The 20200-nt window shown below is 70.2% G+C and carries 15 protein-coding genes and 3 tRNA genes; 11 read left to right on the top strand and 7 right to left on the bottom strand.

Translation table 11 applies throughout. The features are described from left to right. Nucleotides 1-174 precede the first annotated feature (174 nt). The 3 genes from tuf to DJ017_RS11220 form a co-directional block, all read right to left on the bottom strand. Complete coding sequence (tuf, locus tag DJ017_RS11230) at nucleotides 175-1365, bottom strand: elongation factor Tu (RefSeq protein WP_111528798.1); 1191 nt, start codon at nucleotides 1363-1365, stop codon at nucleotides 175-177. Nucleotides 1366-1424: 59 nt separating this feature from the next. Next, nucleotides 1425-1498: transfer RNA gene (locus tag DJ017_RS11225), tRNA-Gly, on the bottom strand. A gap of 43 nt (nucleotides 1499-1541) precedes the next feature. After that, nucleotides 1542-1627: transfer RNA gene (locus tag DJ017_RS11220), tRNA-Tyr, on the bottom strand. Between the two features lie 136 nt (nucleotides 1628-1763). Here DJ017_RS11220 and rlmB point away from each other — a divergent pair. Then, nucleotides 1764-2570 carry a 23S rRNA (guanosine(2251)-2'-O)-methyltransferase RlmB gene (gene rlmB / locus DJ017_RS11215; protein ID WP_111528797.1) on the top strand — a complete coding sequence of 269 codons (807 nt, stop codon included), beginning with the start codon at nucleotides 1764-1766 and terminating at the stop codon, nucleotides 2568-2570. A 15-nt stretch (nucleotides 2571-2585) separates the two neighbouring features. Then, nucleotides 2586-3338, top strand: coding sequence for a YjbE family putative metal transport protein (locus tag DJ017_RS11210; protein ID WP_111528796.1), 753 nt, complete (start codon nucleotides 2586-2588; stop codon nucleotides 3336-3338). Here the strand turns inward: DJ017_RS11210 and metG are convergent. Then, nucleotides 3335-5149 (bottom strand): methionine--tRNA ligase, encoded by a 1815-nt coding sequence (gene metG, locus DJ017_RS11205; protein WP_111528795.1) that lies wholly within the window; start codon nucleotides 5147-5149, stop codon nucleotides 3335-3337. The two genes, DJ017_RS11210 and metG, sit on opposite strands and share 4 nt — an antisense overlap. Nucleotides 5150-5298: 149 nt before the next feature. On the opposite strand from metG, the gene DJ017_RS11200 reads away from it, so the two are divergent. Then, nucleotides 5299-6504, top strand: coding sequence for a glycosyltransferase family 4 protein (locus tag DJ017_RS11200; RefSeq protein ID WP_111528794.1), 1206 nt, complete (start codon nucleotides 5299-5301; stop codon nucleotides 6502-6504). On the opposite strand, the gene DJ017_RS11195 is transcribed toward DJ017_RS11200, so the two are convergent. After that, a complete protein-coding gene (locus tag DJ017_RS11195; RefSeq protein WP_111528793.1) occupies nucleotides 6482-7141 on the bottom strand; it encodes a class I SAM-dependent methyltransferase in 660 nt (219 codons plus the stop codon). The two genes, DJ017_RS11200 and DJ017_RS11195, sit on opposite strands and share 23 nt — an antisense overlap. 86 nt (nucleotides 7142-7227) lie before the next feature. Here DJ017_RS11195 and DJ017_RS11190 point away from each other — a divergent pair, with 86 nt between their 5' ends. Then, nucleotides 7228-8418, top strand: coding sequence for a glycosyltransferase family 4 protein (locus tag DJ017_RS11190; protein ID WP_111528792.1), 1191 nt, complete (start codon nucleotides 7228-7230; stop codon nucleotides 8416-8418). A 3-nt stretch (nucleotides 8419-8421) separates the two neighbouring features. Here the strand turns inward: DJ017_RS11190 and DJ017_RS11185 are convergent, their stop codons facing one another. Beyond that, the gene (locus DJ017_RS11185; RefSeq protein WP_111528791.1) at nucleotides 8422-8772 is read right to left on the bottom strand and encodes a DMT family protein; all 351 of its coding nucleotides are present in this window, start codon (nucleotides 8770-8772) and stop codon (nucleotides 8422-8424) included. Between the two features lie 109 nt (nucleotides 8773-8881). Between DJ017_RS11185 and DJ017_RS11180 the strand changes: the two genes are divergently transcribed. From DJ017_RS11180 to DJ017_RS11160, 5 genes are all read left to right on the top strand, one after another. Next, nucleotides 8882-9997 carry a polyamine ABC transporter substrate-binding protein gene (locus tag DJ017_RS11180; protein WP_111530065.1) on the top strand — a complete coding sequence of 372 codons (1116 nt, stop codon included), beginning with the start codon at nucleotides 8882-8884 and terminating at the stop codon, nucleotides 9995-9997. After that, nucleotides 9994-10989: an ABC transporter ATP-binding protein gene (locus DJ017_RS11175; RefSeq protein WP_227000116.1), complete on the top strand. Its 996-nt coding sequence runs from the start codon at nucleotides 9994-9996 to the stop codon at nucleotides 10987-10989. Before DJ017_RS11180 ends, DJ017_RS11175 begins: the two co-directional genes overlap by 4 nt. Beyond that, nucleotides 10986-11867 carry an ABC transporter permease gene (locus tag DJ017_RS11170; RefSeq protein ID WP_111528790.1) on the top strand — a complete coding sequence of 294 codons (882 nt, stop codon included), beginning with the start codon at nucleotides 10986-10988 and terminating at the stop codon, nucleotides 11865-11867. The genes DJ017_RS11175 and DJ017_RS11170 overlap by 4 nt, the downstream gene beginning before the upstream one ends. Continuing rightward, on the top strand, nucleotides 11864-12661 hold the full coding sequence (locus DJ017_RS11165; RefSeq protein ID WP_111528789.1) for an ABC transporter permease: 798 nt from the start codon (nucleotides 11864-11866) through the stop codon (nucleotides 12659-12661). Before DJ017_RS11170 ends, DJ017_RS11165 begins: the two co-directional genes overlap by 4 nt. An 82-nt stretch (nucleotides 12662-12743) precedes the next feature. Continuing rightward, a complete protein-coding gene (locus DJ017_RS11160; RefSeq protein WP_111528788.1) occupies nucleotides 12744-13166 on the top strand; it encodes a hypothetical protein in 423 nt (140 codons plus the stop codon). A gap of 13 nt (nucleotides 13167-13179) precedes the next feature. On the opposite strand, the gene DJ017_RS11155 is transcribed toward DJ017_RS11160, so the two are convergent. After that, the gene (locus DJ017_RS11155) at nucleotides 13180-14583 is read right to left on the bottom strand and encodes an amidase (protein ID WP_111528787.1); all 1404 of its coding nucleotides are present in this window, start codon (nucleotides 14581-14583) and stop codon (nucleotides 13180-13182) included. A gap of 128 nt (nucleotides 14584-14711) precedes the next feature. Here DJ017_RS11155 and DJ017_RS11150 point away from each other — a divergent pair. Beyond that, nucleotides 14712-14787: transfer RNA gene (locus DJ017_RS11150), tRNA-Thr, on the top strand. Nucleotides 14788-14972: 185 nt separating this feature from the next. Then, a complete protein-coding gene (locus tag DJ017_RS20815) occupies nucleotides 14973-20063 on the top strand; it encodes a type I secretion C-terminal target domain-containing protein (RefSeq protein ID WP_111528786.1) in 5091 nt (1696 codons plus the stop codon). Nucleotides 20064-20200: the final 137 nt, after the last annotated feature.

The following is a 20200-nucleotide window of genomic DNA, read 5'->3' as shown; positions in this document are numbered from 1 at the left end:
CATCGCCGGACCAGCCGGCGCTGTCCGACTGTGCGCCCGGGAGTTTGAGTCCGGCAACTTGGATTTCGCGGGTATGTCAAAAGGCGGGCTGCGCGCAAAAGAAAGGGCCGCCGGGTTGCCCTGGCGGCCCTCGCTTTGAGGTGGGATGGCTTCCCTTGCGGGGAGCCGGTCCGACTACTCGATGATCTTCGAGACGACGCCCGCGCCGACCGTACGGCCGCCTTCGCGGATCGCGAAACGCAGGCCCTGGTCCATGGCGATCGGGGTGATCAGCTCGACGTCCAGCTCGGCGTTGTCGCCGGGCATGATCATCTCGACGCCTTCCTTCAGCTTGATCACGCCGGTCACGTCCGTCGTGCGGAAGTAGAACTGCGGACGGTAGTTGGTGAAGAACGGCGTGTGACGGCCGCCCTCTTCCTTGGTCAGGATGTAGGCCTCGGCCACGAACTTCGTGTGCGGAGTGATCGAGCCCGGCTTGCACAGCACCTGGCCACGCTCGACTTCCTCGCGCTTGGTGCCGCGCAGCAGCACGCCGACGTTGTCGCCCGCCTGGCCCTGGTCCAGCAGCTTGCGGAACATCTCGACGCCCGTGCAGGTCGTCTTCTGAACCGGACGGATGCCGACGATCTCGACTTCCTCGCCGACCTTGATGATCCCCTTCTCGATACGACCGGTCACCACCGTGCCGCGGCCCGAGATCGAGAACACGTCTTCCACCGGCATCAGGAACGGCAGGTCGATCGGACGCTCCGGCTGCGGGATGTAGTCGTCCACCGCCGACATCAGCGACAGGATCGCGTTCTCGCCGATCTCCGGATCACGGCGTTCCACCGCCGCCAGCGCCGAGCCCTTCACGATCGGGATCTCGTCGCCCGGGAACTGGTAGCTCGACAGAAGCTCGCGAACTTCCATCTCCACCAGGTCCAGCAGCTCGGCGTCGTCGACCATGTCGACCTTGTTCATGAACACCACCAGCGCCGGCACGCCCACCTGGCGGGCCAGCAGGATGTGCTCGCGGGTCTGCGGCATCGGGCCGTCGGCCGCCGACACCACCAGGATCGCGCCGTCCATCTGCGCCGCGCCCGTGATCATGTTCTTCACGTAGTCGGCGTGGCCAGGGCAGTCCACGTGCGCATAGTGGCGCTTGGACGTCTCGTATTCCACGTGCGCCGTGTTGATCGTGATGCCGCGCGCCTTCTCTTCCGGCGCCGCGTCGATCTCGTCGTACTTCTTCGCCGTCGCGCCGCCCGTCTTCGCCAGCGTCATCGTGATCGCCGCCGTCAGCGTCGTCTTGCCATGGTCAACGTGACCAATCGTGCCGATGTTGCAGTGCGGCTTAGTGCGTTCGAACTTTTCCTTGGCCATCAGGGTCCTGCCGGCGTTGTTTGAAGTGGACGTTGAAGAAGTGGTCGTTTGAAGAATTCTGGAGCGGGTAGCGGGAATCGAACCCGCATCCTCAGCTTGGAAGGCTGCTGCACTACCATTGTGCTATACCCGCCAGCCTAGGCGCGGTCGCCCAACTCTCCTCTATCTCCGGCGCGTGGTGGGGGAAGTAGGACTCGAACCTACGAAGGCGTACGCCAGCGGATTTACAGTCCGCCCCCTTTGCCGCTCGGGACATTCCCCCTCGCGCGCGGAGTTCGCTTCGGGACCTCGAACAAAAGACTTCCGCGAAAGGATGCGACGAGGCTTAAAGGCGCCGAACGCAGGCCCTGATCGGGGAAGACCCCCGCCCGGGGTCCCAATTTGGAGCGCGTCTTATAGTGGCCTCGAAGTACGAACGCAACGACGCCCGCAAAGGCGCAAAAGGCCCGCCCCACAAGCGCTTCCAGAGGCGGCCTGAAAGCGGCGTCCGCGAGGACTCCGCCGAGTGGATCTGGGGCTGGCACGCGGTCGAGGCCGCCCTCGCCAATCCGCGACGCGGCCCGGCCGTGCGCATCCTGGCGACCCCCGACCGGGCCCGCCAGATCGAGCAGCGATTCGGCCGGCTGAAGGTCGTCGAGCTCACCGAGGCCCAGCACATCGGCCAGGTCCTGCCCCAGGGCGCGGTGCACCAGGGCGTCGCCCTGCGCCCCGGCGCGCTCGAGGACGTGACCCTGGACGACTTCGCCGGCGGCCCCGGCGCAGTCCTCCTGATGCTCGACCAGGTGACCGACCCGCAGAACGTCGGCGCCATCCTGCGCTCGGCCGCCGCCTTCGGCGCCCAGGGCGTGATCCTCCAGGACCGCAACGCGCCGCGATTCACCGGCGCCCTGGCCAAGGCGGCCGCCGGCGCGCTCGACAAGGTGCCCGTCGCCCGGGTCGTGAACCTGTCGCGCGCCCTCGAACAGCTCGCCGACGCCGGCTGGCGGGCGGTCGGCCTCACGGGCGACGCCGAACAGCCGCTGGCCGACGCCCTCGACGGCAAGCCGACCGTGCTCGTGATGGGCTCCGAGGGCGAGGGCCTGCGCCGCCTGGTGGCCGAGCACTGCGACGACCTCGCGCGGATCCCGATGCCGGGCGGCTTCGAGAGCCTCAACGTGTCGGCCGCCGCCGCCATCGCCCTTTATGAAGCAGCCCGGCCGCGCTAGGCCGAACCCCGAGCGATGAGCCTGCCCCACCTCCTCGACGCCGGCGCCGTCACCGCCTTCTTCCAGGTGGTGCTGATCGACGTCGCCCTGGCCGGCGACAACGCCGTCGCCGTGGGCCTGGTCGCCGCCGCCCTGCCGCCGAAGGAGCGCCGCCGGGCGATCTTCCTCGGCCTCGCCGGGGCCGTGGTCATGCGCATCGGCTTCGCCCTGATCGCCGCCCAGCTGATGCAGCTCGTCGGCCTGCTGCTCACCGGCGGCCTGCTGCTGCTGTGGGTCTGCTGGAAGATGTGGCGCGAGCTGCGCGAGAGCGCCCGGGCCGAGGAAGCCGAGGGCCGCGCCGCGCTCGAGGAAGCCGCCGGGCCGGAAACGGAGACGCCGGCCGCTCTGCCCAGCCGCCGCACGGCCAAGACCATGGGCGGCGCCCTGCTGCAGATCCTGCTCGCCGACCTCACCATGTCGCTGGACAATGTGCTGGCCGTCGCCGGAGCGGCGCACAAGCACCCGGCGATCCTGGCCGCCGGCGTGCTGATCTCGATCACCCTGATGGGCGTGGCGGCGAGCTGGATCGCGCGCCTGCTGCACCGCTTCCGCTGGATCGGCTACCTGGGGCTCGTCATCGTGCTCTACGTCGCCGTCCACATGATCTGGGAAGGCTCCCGGACCGTCGCGATCGATCTGGGCCAGACGCCCCGTTACAACGCCGCCATGCCCGCGCCCCTCGACATCAAGCCCGAGGAAGCCGCCCGGCGGGCGAAGAAGGCGCCCTAGGCCGGCTCGACCTCGGCGCCGCCGAACCGCGCGATCCACTCAGCCACCTGGGCCTCCTCGATCTTGCGGAACAGCACCTCCGGCGCGGCGATCGCCCGCCCGACCGGCAGGCTGTCGAGGAGGTGACCGTCCTGGCCGCGCGGCCAGGCGCTCGGGAACGGCTCGCCGACGGCCGCGGCGATCTTCTCGGCCGCGAACGGAATGAACGGCTCCGACACCTTGGCGAACAGGGCCACAAGGTTGAGTCCCGTGCGCACCGCCACCGCGGCCCGCGCCGCGTCGGTCTTGATCGCGGTCCAGGGCGCCGCTTCGGTGAGGTACTGGTTGCCCAGCACCCACAGCTGGCGCAGCGCCGTGGTCGCCTTGCGGAACTCGCGCTCCTCCATGAAGGCCTCGAGCTCGACGAGTTTGGCGGCGATGTCGCCCTCCAGCTTCTTCTCGAGCTCGCCGAACTCGCCGCCCTCCGGGACGACGCCCCCGAAGCGGCTCTCGGTGAACTTGCAGATGCGGTTGACGAAGTTGCCCAGCACGTCGGCGAGGTCGGCGTTCACCTGGTCGCGGAACTGCTCCCAGGTGAAGGACGAGTCCGAGCTCTCCGGCGCATTGGCCGTCAGCCACCAGCGCCAGTAGTCGGCCGGCAGCAGCTCCAGCGCGTGGTCCATGAACACCCCGCGCTTCTGCGAGGTGGAGAACTTGCCGCCGTAGTAGTTGAGCCAGTTGAAGCCCTTCAGCTCGTCGACGAGCTTCCAGGGCGCGTTCTCGCGCGGGCTGAACCTGCCGTCCGCGCCGCGCGCCTCGTTGACGCCGAAGAGGGTGCAGGGGAAGCCCACGGTGTGGAAGGGCACGTTGTCCTTGCCCATGAACTCCACATAGGTGACGTCGTCCGCGCCCGGCCGGCGCCACCAGCGCTCCCACGCCGCGTCCTCGGGCGTGCGGCCGGCTTCGACGGCCTGGGCGTCGGACCACTCCCAGGTGGCGGCGATATATTCGATCGGCGCGTCGAACCAGACGTAGAACACCTTGTCGGCGAGGCCCACCGCGTCGGGCGTCTCGCCGTCCGGATTGGCGCCCCACTCGAAGGCGTTGACCGGCACGCCCCACTCGAGGTCACGGGTGATGCCGCGGTCCTGCAGCCCCTCGTCCAGCCACTTGTAGGCGATCGAGGTGACGAGGTTCGGCCACTCGCCCTTCTTGGAGTCCACCCACTCGCGCAGCTTCGGCGCGAACAGGCTCTGGCGCAGGAACAGGTGCTTGGAATCGCGGATCTCGATCTCGGTGGAGCCCGAGATCGCCGAGCGCGGCTTGATGAGGTCGGCCGGATCGAGGACCCGGGTGCAGTTCTCGCACTGGTCGCCGCGGGCCGCCTCGTAACCGCAGTGCGGGCACGTGCCGATCACGTAGCGGTCGGGCAGGAAGCGCTTGTCGGCCAGCGAATAGACCTGCTGGGTCACCCGCTCCTCGATGAAGCCGGCCTCCCACAGGGACTGGGCGAAGCGCTGGGTCAGCCGATGGTTCTGCGGCGAGGACGAACGGCCGAAATAGTCCCACGACAGGCCGAAGCGGCGGCCGATGTCGTACTGGATCCGGTGCTGCTCGTCGCAGTAGTCGCGCACGCTCTGGCCGGCGGCGGCGGCCGCGAGCTCGGCCGGCGTGCCGTGCTCGTCGGTGGCGCAGATGTAGAGCGTCTCCTTGCCCCGCGCCCGCTGGAAGCGTGCATAGACGTCGGCCGGCAGCATCGAGCCGGCCAGGTTCCCCAGGTGCTTGATCCCGTTGATGTACGGCAGGGCCGAGGTGATGAGGATGCGGGTCATGGCCTTGGGCGGAAGAACTCTGAAGTGGAGGCGCATATAGGCCGAAGCCTCGGGTAAGCCAAAGACCCGCCGCGCAAGAATCCGTCCGGCGGCTAGGCAGAGGCCGCGCGCTCGGGCATCCAGGCGCTTGAAAAGCGTGAGAGGCGCGATTGCCGCGGACCGTCGTCATCAACTGGGGCGTGGCCAGCTACTACGGCTGGGGCGTCTACGGCCTCAACCTGGCGCTCGCCTGGGCCAGCGACCCTGAGGTCCGCGCCGCCTGCGGCTACGAGATCCAGGCCAACCAGATCGCCGTCGACGCTCTGGGCCGGGTCGCCCTGCGCCCGTTCCTGCGCCGCTCGGCCGACCTGCAGGCGAGGCTGAAGCCGCTGGCCGGGACCACCGCCCACGTGCAGGGCGTGGCCCTGCAGTCGCTCAACGCGGCCTTCCAGCCCATGCGTGTCGCCCACGACGTCCTGCTGCAAGGCGAGGCCAACATCGGTGTCACCTTCTTCGAGACCGCCCACATCGCGCCCGAGGCGCTCGACCGCGCGCGCGCCTTCGATCTCGTCGTCACCGGCTCCGGCTGGAACGAGGCGGCCCTTCGCGCCCAGGGCGTGGAGAACGTCCGCACGGTCCTGCAGGGGATCGACCCGGCTCTCTTCCATCCCGCGCCGCGCCGCGGCTTCCTCTCCGAACGGTTCCTGGTGTTCAGCGGCGGCAAGCTCGAGCGCCGCAAGGGCCAGGACATCGCCCTGGCCGCCTTCAAGATTTTCGCCGAGCGCCATCCCGAGGCCCTGCTGGTCAGCGCCTGGCACAGTCCCTGGCCGCAGGTCGCCCGCACGCTCGACGCCTCCGGGCTGGCCGCCCCGGTCGTCTTCGCCGCCGACGGACGCGTCGACGTCGCCGCCTGGGCCGAGGCGAGCGGCGTTCCGCGCACCCAGGTGCTCGACGTCGGCCTGACGCCCAACGCCGCCATGCCGCAGATCCTGCGCGAGATGGATGTCGCCCTGTTCACCAACCGCTGCGAGGGCGGCACCAACCTGGTGGCCATGGAAGCCATGGCCTGCGGCGTCCCCGCCATCCTCTCGCGCAACACCGGCCATCTCGACCTGATCGAGGACGGCGCCTGCTATGTCCTGGAGCGCCAGGCCGCCCTGCCCGGCGCGGAGGCCGGCGTCGGCGGCGTTGCCGGCTGGGGCGAGAGCGACGTCGAGGAGGCCGTCGCGGCCCTCGAGGCCGCCTACCGGGACCGCGAGGACGCCCGCCGGCGCGGCGCCCGCGGCGCTCAGCTGCTCTCGCGCCTCACCTGGGCCGAGACCGCGCGCCGGATGAAGGCCGCGGCCCTGGACCTCAGCCCGGCTTCTGCTGGGTGAATGCCCAATAGACGTCCGGCCCCATGCCGGTCGTGAACTTCAGGTCGGTGAAGTTGATCTTCGGGAAGCCGACCCGCTGGATGAGCTGGACCCACATGCTCTGGCACAGCACGCTGTAGTGGTTGGGGTTGTTCTGATGGTTGCACGAGGTGTCGGGGGCCGGCACCTCCACATAGAGCACCCCGCCCGGCTTAAGCACCCGGTGCATCTCCGACAGGGTGAAGAACGGGAAGACGCTGTGCTCCAGGGCGTGGCGGCACCAGACAAGGTCGAAGGTCCCGTCCGCGAAATCCAGGAACGACAGGTCCATCTCGAGCACGTTGAAACCCTTGGCGCGGCAGACCTGCGCGTCCGGCCCGAGGGTGATTCCCACCGGATCGAGCCCCGCCGCCTTGAAGACCTCCAGCGCCACGCCCTGGCCGCAGCCGATGTCCAGCACCTTCCCCCCCGCCGGGATCGGATGCATCCGCATCAGGCGCTCGAACATCTGGCGGGTGATGGAGGTGTGCAGCGGGCTCGGCGGCTCGGGATAGATGTCGCCGTGCAGCCGCTGCAGGAAGGCGTCCAGCCGGCGATAGCGGTCGAGCGACGCGGGCGCGGACGAAATCGAGGCCGAAGAGGCTGGGGTCTGGGTCATGATCGTTCCTGGCTCCCGGTTAGCCCCGACGCGTGCTAGCCACAACCCCGCGCCGCACGCCGGCCATATTCGGGAGCCCCACGTCCTTGCGTCGCACTCTGGTCATCAACTGGAACCTCACGAGCTTTCACGGCTGGGGCATCTACGGCCTGAACCTGGCGCTCAACCTGGCCAACGACCCCGACCTCCAGGTCGTGCCCGCCCACGAGATCTCCCAGAAGATGCTGGCGCTCGATCCGCTCAGCCAGATGGCGCTGGAGCCGACGATCCGCGCCGCCTCCCAGCTCGTCCGCCAGCTCGCCGCCAACGCCGGCCAGGAGGGCCAGAGCACCGGCCCGATGCTGCACGCCCTCACCGCCGAGCTCGTCTCCTCGCCCGCCGCCCACAATGTGCGCCTGCGCGGCAAGCCGAACCTCGCGGTGCTGTTTCTGGAAACCGATCGCCTGCCAGCTGACGCCGTGGCCCGGGGTCACGATTACGACCGCATCGTCGCCGGCTCCACCTGGAACGAGGAACTGCTCCGCGCCCACGGCCTGGAGAAGATCACCACCGTGCTGCAGGGCGTCGACCCGGCCCTCTTCCACCCCGCGCCGCGCCGCGGCTTCCTCTCTGACCGCTTCCTGGTGTTCAGCGGCGGCAAGCTCGAGCGCCGCAAGGGCCAGGACATCGCCCTGGCCGCCTTCAAGATCTTCGCCGAGCGTCACCCCGACGCCCTGCTGGTCACCGCCTGGCACAGCCCCTTCCCGCACGTCGCCCGCACGGTGGACGCCTCGGGCCTCGCCGCGCCGGTGCGCTTCCGCCCCGATGGCGCTGTCGACGCCTTCGGCTGGGCCGTGGCCAACGGGGTCCGCGAAAACCAGATCCTCGACATCGGCCTCGTGCCGAACGCGGCGATGCCGCAGATCCTGCGCGAGATGGACGTCGCCCTGTTCCCCAACCGCTGCGAGGGCGGCACCAACCTGGTGGCCATGGAAGCCATGGCCTGCGGCGTCCCCGCCATCCTGTCGCGCAACACCGGCCATCTCGACCTGATCGAGGAGGGCAACTGCTACGTCCTCGAACGCCAGGGGCCGGTGAAGGGCGAAGGCGTCGAGCGGCCCGAGCTGTCCGGCTGGCGCGAGAGCGACGTCGACGAGGCGGTGGAAGCGCTGGAGGCCGCCTACCAGGATCGCGAGGAGGCCCGCCGCCGGGGTCTCGCCGGCGCCGCCACCCTCTCGCGCCTCACCTGGGCGGCCACCGCCCAGGGGGTCAAGGCCGCGGTGCAGGCTCTGATCTAGCGCCTATAGCGGGCCTTTGAAGACGAAGAAGGCGCCCGCCGCGATCAGGCCGAAGCCGATCAGGTGGTTCGGCGTCACCGGCTCCTTGAGCCAGGTGATCGAGAACACGGCGAACACCAGGAGGGTGATCACCTCCTGCATGGCCTTCAGCTCGGCCGGCGCATAGACCAGCCGGCCGATCCGGTTCGCGGGCACCGCCAGGCAATATTCGAAGAAGGCGATTCCCCAGCTGATCAGCACGATCAGCCACAGCGCGCGATGCTCGACCTTCAGTTGGCCGTACCAGGCGAAGGTCATGAACACATTCGAGGCGACGAGCATCAGGATCGGCGCGATTGCGGTCCAGGACGGCATGGAGTCTCCTATGGCGGCGGCCGGGCGCCGCGGGCTCTATGCGCGGCTGTAACGCGCCCTATAAACGGACGCCAGGAGCGGCCACACGCGCCGGGGTGGGGGAATGCGGATGCGGAGTTTGTTCAGGCTCGCCGGGCTCGCCGCGGCTCTCGGGCTGGCGGCCTGCGGCGGCCCCTCCGAGAAGCCCAGGTCCAAGGCCGCCACCGGCGTCGTCCACGTCTACAACTGGACCGACTACATCGACCCTGCCCTGCTGGAGGACTTCACCAAGCAGACCGGCGTCCAGGTCCGCTACGACACCTTCGATTCGAACGAGGTGCTGGAGACCAAGGCCCTGCAGGGCGGCACCGGCTACGACGTCGTCGTCCCCTCGAACCACAACCTGCCCCGCTACATCGCCGCCAAGGCGATCCAGCCGCTCGACAAGACCCAGCTGCCGAACCTGAAGAACCTCGACCCGGCGGTCGAGGCCCGGGTCAACGCCTTCGATCCCGGCGGCAAGTACGCGGTGCCCTACATGCAGGGCACCATCGGCATCGGCTACAACGCCGCCGCCATCGCCAAGCGGCTGGGAGGCCAGCCGGTCGACAGCTGGCGCGTGGTCTTCGATCCGGCGATCCTCGCCAAGCTCAAGGACTGCGGGGTCTATTTCCTCGACGCCTCCGAGGACATGTACGCAGTCACGCTCAACTACCTGGGCAAGGATCCCAATTCGAAGGCCCTCGCCGACTACCAGGCGGCCACCGACCTGCTGCTCAAGGTCCGGCCCTACGTGCGCAAGTTCCATTCCTCGGAATATGTCGACGCCCTGGCCAACGGCGACATCTGCCTGGCCATCGGCTATTCGGGCGACATCCTCCAGGCCGGCGCCCGCGCCACCGAGGCCAAGAACGGCGTGAAGATCGCCTACGCCATCCCCAAGGAAGGCAGCCAGGTCTGGTACGACCTCTTCACCATCCCCGTGGACGCGCCCAATCCGGCCGCCGCCCACGCCTTCCTGAACTTCATGCTCAAGCCCGAGGTGATCGCCCGGGCCTCCAACTACACGCACTACGCCAACGGCGTGGCCGCCGCGGCGCCGCTGCTGTCGGCCGATGTCCGCAACGATCCCGGCGTCTATCCCCCGCCGGACGTCGCCAAGAAGCTGTTCATCACCACCACCAAGGACCAGAGCCTGCTGCGCGAGGTGAACCGCCAGTGGACGAAGGTGCTGACCGGCAAGTGAGCCAGCCGGTGACGCCGCCGCCCCTGGTCCGCTTCGAGGGCGTCACCAAGCGCTTCGGGGCCGAGGCCGCGGTTCGCGACGTCACCCTCGACATCGGCGAGGGCGAGTTCTTCGCCCTGCTCGGCCCGTCGGGCTGCGGCAAGACCACCCTGATGCGCCTGCTCGCCGGGTTCGAGACGCCCGACGCGGGGCGCATCCTGCTGGCCGGCCAGGACATCGCCGGCCTGCCGCCGCACCGCCGGCCGGTGCACATGATGTTCCAGGCCTACGCCCTCTTCCCCCACCTCACGGTCGCCCAGAACATCGGCTTCGGACTGAAGGCCCAGGGCGCGCCCCGGGCCCGGATCGCCGCGCGCGTCGACGAGATGCTGACCCTCGTGAAGCTCGAGGGCCTGGGCGGCCGCAAGCCCGACCAGCTCTCCGGCGGCCAGAAGCAGCGGGTGGCGCTGGCCCGGGCCCTCGCGCCCGAGCCGAAGATCCTGCTCCTCGACGAGCCCATGGCCGCCCTCGACCGCAAGCTGCGCGAGGAGACCCAGTTCGAGCTCAAGAGCCTTCAGGCCCGCCTCGGCCTGACCTTCCTGATCGTCACCCACGACCAGGACGAGGCCATGCTCACCGCCGACCGCCTGGCCGTGATGCGGGCCGGCGAGATCGTCCAGGTCGGAACTCCGGCCGAGGTCTATGAGCGTCCCGCCGACCGCTTCGTCGCCGGCTTCCTCGGCCAGGTGAACCTGTTCGAGACGCCTCAGGGCTGGATCGGCGTGCGCCCGGAGCGCATCCGTCTCGCCCCCGAGCCGGCCGCCGGCGCCTTCCAGGGCACGGTCCTCGAGGTCGGCTATCTCGGCGACCGCACGGTCTATGTGGCGCAGACCGCGCCGGGCCGAACGGTGCTCGTCGCCCAATCCAATGTCGGCGGCGGACCGGCCGCCCGGGTCGGCGACACCGTCTGGCTCAGCTATCCGCCCGAAGCGGCGGCGGTCCTCGCCTCGTGAAGCGCCAGCCCCGGCTCGCCGCCCTCCTGCCCTATCTGTGGCTGGCGGTGTTCTTCGCCCTGCCCTTCGTGCTGGTGGCCAAGCTGTCGCTGTCCCACACGACCCTCTCCATGCCGCCCTACGCGCCGCAGCTGCGCCTCGACCAGGGCGTCGCCGGCCTCGCCGAGTTCGTCCGCGGTCTGCACGCCACCACCTACCGCCGGCTGGTCGAGGACCGCCTCTACATCTCCGCCTATCTCTCGAGCCTCGGCCTCGCCGGGGTTTCGACCGCCATCCTCCTGGTCATCGGCTATCCCATGGCGCTGGGCGTCGCCCGCTGCCGGCCGCGCCTTCGCCAGGCCCTCGTCATGGCGATCATCCTGCCGTTCTGGACGAGCTTCCTGATCCGCATCTACGCCTGGATCGCCATCCTCAAGCCGGCCGGCCTCTTGAACCAGGCGCTGGGCCTCGCCGGCCTGCCGCCCGTCACCCTGCTCGACACCAACGCCGGCGTCGTCCTCGGCCTCGTCTACGCCTATCTGCCGTTCATGGTCCTGCCGCTCTACGCGGTGCTCGAGCGGCACGACGCCAGCCTGATCGAGGCGGCCCAAGACCTCGGCTGCACGCCGCGCCAGGCCTTCTGGCGGGTCACCTTCCCGCTGTCCCTGCCCGGCGTCGCGGCGGGCGCCCTGCTCTGCTTCATCCCGATGGTCGGCGAGTTCGTCGTACCCGACCTGATGGGCGGCTCGGAGACCCTGACGCTCGGCCGCACGATCTGGACCGAGTTCTTCGCCAACCGCGACTGGCCGGCCGCCTCGGCCGTCGCCATAGTCATGCTGGCGACCCTGGTGATCCCGATCCTCGCCATCCAGCGCCGGCGTACGGAGCTGCTGCCGTGAGCCGCGGTCCCGGCTGGCTGACGCGCACGGCCCTCGTCGCAGGCCTCGTCTTCCTCTATGCGCCGATCGTCCTGCTGGTGCTCTATTCCTTCAACGCCAGCCGGCTGGTCACCGTCTGGGGCGGCTTCTCCACGCGCTGGTATTCGGCCCTGTTCCACGACGACCAGATGCTCGACGCCGTCTTCGTCACCTTGCGCGTCGGCCTGATCTCGGCGAGCCTCGCCACCCTCATGGGACTCCTCGCCGCCGTGGCCCTGGTGCGCGGCGGCCGCTTCCGCGGACGCACCCTGTTCTCCGGCATGGTCTATGCGCCCCTGGTCATGCCGGAGGTGATCCTCGGTCTGTCGCTGCTTCTGCTGTTCGTCGCGGCCCGCGCGCCGCGCGGCTTCTGGACCGTGACCGTCAGCCACGCGACCGTCACCCTCTGCTACGCCACCGTGGTGATCCAGGCCCGGCTGCAGGCCTTCGACCGCAGCCTCGAGGAGGCCGCCCAGGACCTGGGCCTCACGCCCCTGCGCGCTTTCCTGGGGGTGACCCTGCCCAACATCGCCCCGGCCGTGGCCGCCGCCTGGATGCTGGCCTTCACCCTCTCCCTCGACGACCTCGTGATCGCCAGCTTCACCTCCGGCCCGGGCGCCACAACCCTGCCGATGCGGCTCTACAGCCAGGTCCGGCTGGGGGTGAATCCGGAGATCAACGCCGTCTCCACCCTGCTCATCGGCCTCGTCGCTACCGGGGTCGTCGGCGCCTATCTCCTCCAGCAGCGGCGCGGCGGCGCCATGAACGCCAGCTGACAATTCCGTCCGGCCGGCCGTTCAGCCAGGATCGGCCAGTCTCCTTCCACGCCTGATGCAGGCGCCAGAAGGAGCCAACGCCATGACTTCCAAGAAGCTCGTCCTCGCCGCGGCCTCGGCCTGCGCCGCCCTCGTCGGCCTCACGGCTACCGCCGCCAGCGCCCAGCAATGGGGACCGTCCTACGGCTACCAGGGCTACGGCTATCAACGTGATTATCGGGACTACCGCGACGACCGCTTCGGTGGCGGCTCGGTCGACGCCCTCCTCCAGCGCGAGGACCGTCTTGGCGGCTGGATCCGCCGGATGAGCTACGAGGGCCGCCTCGACCGCGACGAGTCCCGCCGCGCCTGGGGCATGCTCTCCGACGCGCGCGGCCAGACCATGCACGAGGCGCGCGAGCACGGCCGCGTCCTGCCCGGCCGCGACTACCGGGAAATCTCCGAGCGCCTGAACGGTCTCGAGCGCTTCCTGCGCCACGAAGCCCGCGAGGATTGGGACGACTAGGACCCCAGGACGATCAGAGCGGCGCGGTCCTGTCGAACCAGGGCCGCGCCTGCTCGAGCTGGCCGGCGAGCGACAGCAGCAGCCCGTCCTCGCCCGTCCGCCCGACGAACTGCACCCCGATCGGCAGGCCCCCCTTGCTCCAGGCGAGCGGCACGGTCATCGCCGGCTGGCCGGTGTTGTTGAAGGGCTGGGTGTTGGGCATGTAGCTGAACACCCGCTCGGCGATCTGCTCGCGGTCCTCGAACAGCCAGCCGATCGGGATCGCCGGCCGGCCGAGCGTCGACATCACCACCACATCGTAGGTCTCGAAGAGCTGGGCCACCGCCCGTCCGTAGGCGTGGATCGTGGCGATCGCCCGGACATAGGCCGGCGCCGCCACCTTCTGGCCGCGGCGGTAGTTGGCCATGGTCAGGGCCTCGATCTCGCCCTCGCCGATGGCCCGGCCCCGACGCTCGGCTTCGGCGTCCAGGTCGGCCGCCACGCTGGCGGCGATCACCAGGCCGGCGGCCAGGCGCATGGCCTCGACGTCCCCGGGCATCGTGACCTCCTCCACCGAATGGCCGAGGCTCTCGCAGAGCGCCGCCGCGTCCTTCATCGCCGCCGCGCATTCGGGGTCCAGCGCCGGCGCCTGCATCGCCCCGGGGAAGAAGCCGATCCGCAGGCGCTGGGGCGCCCGCCTCGCCTGCTCGGCGAAGGCGACCTCCGGCGGCGGCAGGAAATAGGGATCGCCCGGCTGCGGCCGGCAGGCCACGTCCAGCAGCGCCGCGCTGTCGCGCACCGAGCGCGTCACCGCGTGGTTGATCGAGGCCCCGCCCCAGCCCTCGCCCACCGGCGCGAACGACACCCGCCCACGCGAGGGCTTCAGGCCAAAGAGGCCGCAGCAGGAGGCCGGGATGCGGATCGAGCCGCCGCCGTCGCTGGCATGGGCCGCCGGCACGATCCCGGCCGCCACCGCCGCCGCCGCCCCGCCCGAGGAGCCGCCCGAGGTCCGCCTCAGGTCCCACGGGTTGCGGCACGGGCCGTAGAGCTCCGACTCCGTCACCGGCCAGAGGCCGAATTCCGGCGTGTTGGTCTTGCCAAAGATCGCCAGCCCGGCTTCGCGGTAGAGCCGCCCCAGCGCGCTGTCCGCCGCCGCCGGCGTGCTGGCGTACACGCGCGAGCCGCGGCTCGTCGGCGTCCCGGCGAGGGCGATGCCCAGGTCCTTCAGCAGGAAGGGCACGCCGTGCAGCGGCCCCTTCGCCGGCGGCTCGGACCGCGCCCGCCCCGTCAGGTCCTGTACCACCGCGTTGATCTTCGGATTGACCTCGGCCATGCGCGCCACGGCGACGTCCAGCAGCTCGCCCGCCGAGACCTCGCCCTTGGCGACCAGCGCCGCCAGCCCCACCGCGTCCCGGCTCCGGTAATCCTCGAACTTCATCACGGCCCTCCCGCTTTCGCCCCAGGCAAGCACGCCCGGCCGCGCGGCTCAATCGCCCTCGTGCGGCGGGGCGCAGGCGCGCCGTTGCCTGCCGCCGGCGGCCGTGGCATGGCGTGCCCACACGGTCGGCCGGATTAGCTCAGCTGGTAGAGCAGCGGTTTTGTAAACCGAAGGTCGCGGGTTCGAGTCCTGCATCCGGCACCACCGCATTTCGAGCGGCTCGGGTCCGCCTCATCGTCGGCCCGCCGACGGAAAAATGGCGTGTTGCGCAGCCTTCGCTTCGCCGCGCGGATCCCGACCGAACAATAACATAGGACATCGAGTCTGGGCCTACTGACGCAGCTTGGCGATCATGCCCGGGGTAGCTGCGTCTCCAGTAGGAGTACGCCATGCCTTCCGGTCCAAGCGGCAGCCTTCTCGTCACGCCCGGCGGCCCAATCACGGACAGCACCTACACCGCGCGCTCCTTCCGGCTGACCAACACCTCCACGGACGGCCAGCAGCTCAACACCGTCACCATCGACATCTCCGGCTCGGTGCTGGGCGGCATGATCTACGATCCGACAGGCCAGGCCGGCGACAGCACCGCCCGCCCCTTCACCATCGACAGCCAGACCGGGACCTTCTCGCTGGTCAACGCGACCCTGAGCAACGGCTCGGACGCGACCGGCTACACCACCCTCACCCTGCAGCTCTCCGGCTTCGACCCGGGCGAGGAGCTCGATTTCTCGATCGACGTCGACCCGAACTCGATCCGCGGGACGACCTCGCCGGGACCGGGAGAGTCGGGCAGCGTCGCCGGCGTCGAGCTCACCGGCAGCCAGGTCACCTTCGGCTTCGCCTCGACCACCCTCAGCAACGAGATCTTCAAGCAGCCGACGAGCCCGGGCGGCGGCGTGGTAAGCGTCGAGACCGGCCTTCCCGGCGCGCCGACCGAAACGGTGACCGGCGTCTCCGGAAACACCGCCTCGGTCTCCGTCGCCCAGCAGACCGTGAACCTGACGGGGCCGGCCGGCGCGACGGTGCGCGTGATGGTCCTCGAGGGCGCCGCCTACACCCAGGGCGTCCCGTCCACCTCGCCCCAGCTCGGGCCCTACCAGGCGAACTCCGCGGTCGCCGTCGCCACCTACGACGTGACGCTGGACGGCCAGGGGCACGGCAGCACGCCGGTCACCCTCACCCACACCGTCACCGAGGGCGGCCTCAACATCATCACCTCGGCCGTGGTCGGGGCGGACGGGGTCGTCGGGCCGGCGAGCGACCCGATCACCCTCGCCTACAACGTCTCGCCGCCACCGCCCCCGCCACCCCCGCCGCCGGTGGCGGGCGTCACCATCGTGCAGTCCGGCGGCTCCACCGCCGTCACCGAGGGCGGCGCCACCGACACCGTGACCCTGGCCCTGGCCAAGCAGCCCACCGCCAACGTCACCGTCACCGTGGCCGGCGACGCCGACGTGACCGGCGCGCCGCAGAGCTTCACCTTCACCCCGACCAACTGGAGCACCCCGCAGACCCTCACGGTCACCGCGGTGGACGACACCTTCATTGAGGGGACCGAGACCGCCCACCTTGGCTTCACGACCGCCAGCCCCGACACCAGCTACAACAACCTGGCGGTCGCGCCGCTCAACGTCACGGTCACGGACAACGACCAGTCGAGCACGCCGAACTTCGTCCAGAGCCAGATCGCCGGTCTGCCGGACGCCAACTACACCTCCCTGCAGTTCGGGCCCGACGGCCGGCTCTACGTCTCCAAGGTCGACGGCACGATCTTGGCGCTGAAGCTGCAGCAGACCACGACCGGCTATCAGGTCGCCGCCGGCGGGATCGAGACGATCAACGCCATCAAGTCGATCACCAACTACAACGACGACGGGACCCTGGCCTCGGCGGGCTACCAGACAAGCCGGCAGGTCACCGGCATCTTCGTCACCTCCGGCGCGGCGCCGGCCGGCGGTGGCGCGGCGCCGGTGGTCATGTACGTCAGCTCCAGCGATCCGCGCATCGGAGCCGGCGTGAACGGCGGCGACGTCAATCTCGACACCAACTCGGGCGTGATCTCGCGCCTCACCCAGCAGACGGACGGCAGCTGGCAGCGGGTGGACCTCGTCCGCGGCCTGCCCCGCTCCGAGGAGAACCACTCGGTCAACGGCCTGCAAGTCACGCCGGACGGCACGACCATGTACCTGGCGATCGGCGGCAACACCAACATGGGCGCGCCGTCGAACAACTTCGCCTACACCCCGGAGTACGCCTATTCGGCGGCCATCCTGAAGATCGACCTCGTGGCGATCGACGCCATGGCCTCGAAGACCGACCAGTTCGGCAACACCTACAAGTACAACCTGCCGACTCTCCCCGCTTCGGCGGGCGATCCCTATCCCTCAGATCCGTTCGGCGGCTCCGACGGCTTCAGCCAGGCCAAGATCGTCGCCGGCAGTCCGGTGCAGATCTTCTCGCCCGGCTACCGCAACCCCTACGACCTCGTCCTCACCCAGAGCGGCCAGATCTACACCGTGGACAACGGCGCCAACGCGGGCTGGGGCGGCGTGCCGGTCAACGAGGGCACGCCGAACGTCACCAATGCGCCGGTCGAGGGCGGCGTGGACGTTCCCGACCAGCTGTTCCTCGTCACCCAGGGCTTCTACGGCGGCCACCCCAACCCGATCCGCGCCAATCCGACCGGCGCGGGCCTCTATCCGAACGGCTCGACGACGCCGACGACAACCTACCCGCAGGGCTGGCCGCCGGTATCGACCGCAGACCCGGTCGAGGGCGACTATCGCGGCCCGGGCCAGAGCGGCTCGCTCTACAGCGGCTTCCAGGCCTCCACGAACGGCATCACCGAGTACACCGCCTCGACCTTCGGCAACGCCATGAAGGGCAACCTGCTGATCGTCAGCTGGGACGACCAGCTCTATCGCGTCCAGCTCGGCGCGAACGGGACGAGCGTCACCTCCGTCACCAAGCTCACCAACGGCTCGACCGTGCTCGGCAACGGCTCGCCGCTCGACGTCACCAGCCCGGGCGACGGCCAGCCCTTCGCCGGCAACATCTTCGTCGCCAACTACGGCGGCGGCATCACCGCCTTCATCCCGACCGCGTCGCCCCCGCCCCCGCCCCCGCCGCCGAACGTCGCGGACAGCGACGGCGACGGCATCGTCGACACCCGCGATCCCTTCGCCGTCGATGCGTCGAACGGCACGGCCACCACCGTCTCGGCCGGCCAGACGCTCACCTGGGAATTCTCGCAGAACATCGCCCCGCCCAGCCCGCCGGGACTGTTCAATATGGGCTTCACCGGCCTGATGTCGAACGGGGTCGACGGCTACACCGCCCTCTACGATCCGGCCAACATCAAGCCGGGCGGCGCGGCGTCGGGGTTCCAGGTGGAGAAGACCGGCTCCGGCGACGCGCACCTGGACAACCACCAGGAGAACGGCTTCCAGTTCGGCGTCCACCTGCAGCCGGGCGTCACGGGCGTGGTCTTCCAGACCACCATCGACAACCCGTTCGCCGGGACGCCCTCCACCTCCGCCTCGGCGTCGAAGAGCCAGGGCTTTTTCATCGGCACGGGCGACCAGGACAACTACCTGAAGGTCGTGGCCACCGGCGCCCAGGGCTCCGGGAACATCGAGGTGGACACCGAGAACGCCGGGGTGTGGGCCTCGACCGCCTACAAGGTGAACATCATCTCGAACTCGGTCGGGGCGCTGGACACCATCACCCTGCGGCTGAACGTCGACGTCACGACGGGCCTGGCGACGCCGAGCTGGAGCTACACCGTCAATGGGGTCGCCTCCACCGGCTCGGGCGCGGCCGTCCAGCTCTCCGGCGCGACCTTGAGCGCGCTGAACGGCGCCTACACGGTCGACGGTCACGCCAGTGCGCTGGCCGTCGGGATCATCTCCACCTCGGACGGCACCAACGACCCGTTCACCGCCCTGTGGCAGAACATGAGCATCACGGCGAGCGGCTCCGGCGGCTCGCCGCCACCTCCTCCTCCTCCTCCTCCGCCACCGCCACCTCCACCACCTCCACCACCTCCCCCGCCTTCCGGCGCGGGCGTGGTCCTGACGGCGACCGCGGGGGGATCGAACCTCGTCGGCGGGTCGGGCGACGACACCCTGGTCGGCGGCTCGGGCGCGGACACCATGACCGGCGCGGGCGGGGCGGACCACTTCGTCTTCCCGCACCTCGCCTGGACGTCCGACCAGGTCACCGACTTCACCGACGGGACCGACCTCATCGACGTCACCGGCCTGCTGAGCGACGCCGGCTACACCGGCTCGAACCCGATCGCCGACGGCTATGTGAAGCTGATCGCCAACGGCTCCGGCGGGACCTGGCTCTACTTCGATCGCGACGGGACCGGCACGGCCGACCAGTGGGGCACCTACGTCGCCAACATCTCCGGCGTCACCCCGAGCCAGCTGACCAGCGCCGACTTCGTGGCGAGCGGCTCGCCACCCCCGCCGCCCTCACCGCCACCACCGCCGCCACCACCTCCGCCTCCGCCTCCGCCTCCGCCTCCGCCGCCTCCGCCGCCGCCTCCGCCACCTCCACCGCCTTCAGGCGGCGGCGTGGTCCTGACGGCGAGCGCGGGGGGATCGAACCTCGTCGGCGGGTCGGGCGACGACACCCTGGTCGGCGGCTCGGGCGCGGACACCATGACCGGCGCCGGCGGGGCGGATCACTTCGTCTTCCCGCACCTCGCCTGGACGTCCGACCAGGTCACCGACTTCACGGACGGGACCGACCTCATCGACGTCACCGGCCTGCTGAGCGACGCCGGCTACACCGGCTCGAACCCGATCGCCGACGGCTATGTGAAGCTGATCGCCAACGGCTCCGGCGGGACCTGGCTCTACTTCGATCGCGACGGGACCGGCACGGCCGACCAGTGGGGCACCTATGTCGCCAACATCTCCGGCGTCACCCCGACCCAGCTGACCAGCGCCGACTTCGTGGCGAGCGGCTCGCCACCCCCGCCACCCTCACCGCCACCACCTCCACCTCCGCCACCACCTCCACCTCCGCCTCCGCCTCCGCCTCCGCCGCCACCTCCACCGCCTTCCGGCGGCGTGGTCCTGACGGCCACCGCGGGGGGATCGAACCTCGTGGGCGGGGCCGGCGACGACACCCTCAATGCCGGCAGCGGGCCGGACACCCTGACCGGCGGCGGCGGCGCGGACCATATGGTCTGGGGCGACGTCCCCTGGACGGCCGGGCACGTGACGGACTTCACGCTCGGCGCGGACAAGCTCGACGCCAAGGCCTGGCTCGCCAAGGTGGGCTACGCCGGGACCAATCCGATCGCCGACCAGTACATCAAGCTGATCAGCGACGGCGCGGGGAACACCTGGGTCTACTTCGACCGCGACGGGACCGGCACGGCCGACAAGTGGGGGACCTTCGTGACCACCCTCGATCACGTGGCCCCGGGATCGATCACGCTCGGCGACTGGATCATCAAATAGGCGGGCCGGCGGCCAGGCGGCAGCCAGGGCCGGCGGCCAAGGTCGCCGGCCGCACGCCCCTGCCGCCAGGGCCTCTTGCATCGGGGAACCTCTGCGCTAGCTTGCCCCACCTTTTTCGGGCCCTGACGGAGAGACTT

The organism is Phenylobacterium soli (genome assembly GCF_003254475.1).
Taxonomy (GTDB): Bacteria; Pseudomonadota; Alphaproteobacteria; order Caulobacterales; family Caulobacteraceae; genus Phenylobacterium; species Phenylobacterium soli.
This window is presented reverse-complemented; position numbering and strand designations above follow the sequence as displayed.

Bases quoted from the DNA above. Each gene is read 5' to 3' on its own strand.
- tuf (WP_111528798.1), bottom strand. From the start codon at position 1,365: ATGGCCAAGGAAAAGTTCGAACGCACTAAGCCGCACTGCAACATCGGC.
- DJ017_RS11160 (WP_111528788.1), top strand. From the start codon at position 12,744: ATGACTTCCAAGAAGCTCGTCCTCGCCGCGGCCTCGGCCTGCGCCGCC.
- DJ017_RS20815 (WP_111528786.1), top strand. From the start codon at position 14,973: ATGCCTTCCGGTCCAAGCGGCAGCCTTCTCGTCACGCCCGGCGGCCCA.
- DJ017_RS11195 (WP_111528793.1), bottom strand. From the start codon at position 7,141: ATGACCCAGACCCCAGCCTCTTCGGCCTCGATTTCGTCCGCGCCCGCG.
- DJ017_RS11155 (WP_111528787.1), bottom strand. From the start codon at position 14,583: ATGAAGTTCGAGGATTACCGGAGCCGGGACGCGGTGGGGCTGGCGGCG.
- DJ017_RS11180 (WP_111530065.1), top strand. From the start codon at position 8,882: ATGCGGAGTTTGTTCAGGCTCGCCGGGCTCGCCGCGGCTCTCGGGCTG.
- metG (WP_111528795.1), bottom strand. From the start codon at position 5,149: ATGACCCGCATCCTCATCACCTCGGCCCTGCCGTACATCAACGGGATC.
- DJ017_RS11210 (WP_111528796.1), top strand. From the start codon at position 2,586: ATGAGCCTGCCCCACCTCCTCGACGCCGGCGCCGTCACCGCCTTCTTC.
- DJ017_RS11185 (WP_111528791.1), bottom strand. From the start codon at position 8,772: ATGCCGTCCTGGACCGCAATCGCGCCGATCCTGATGCTCGTCGCCTCG.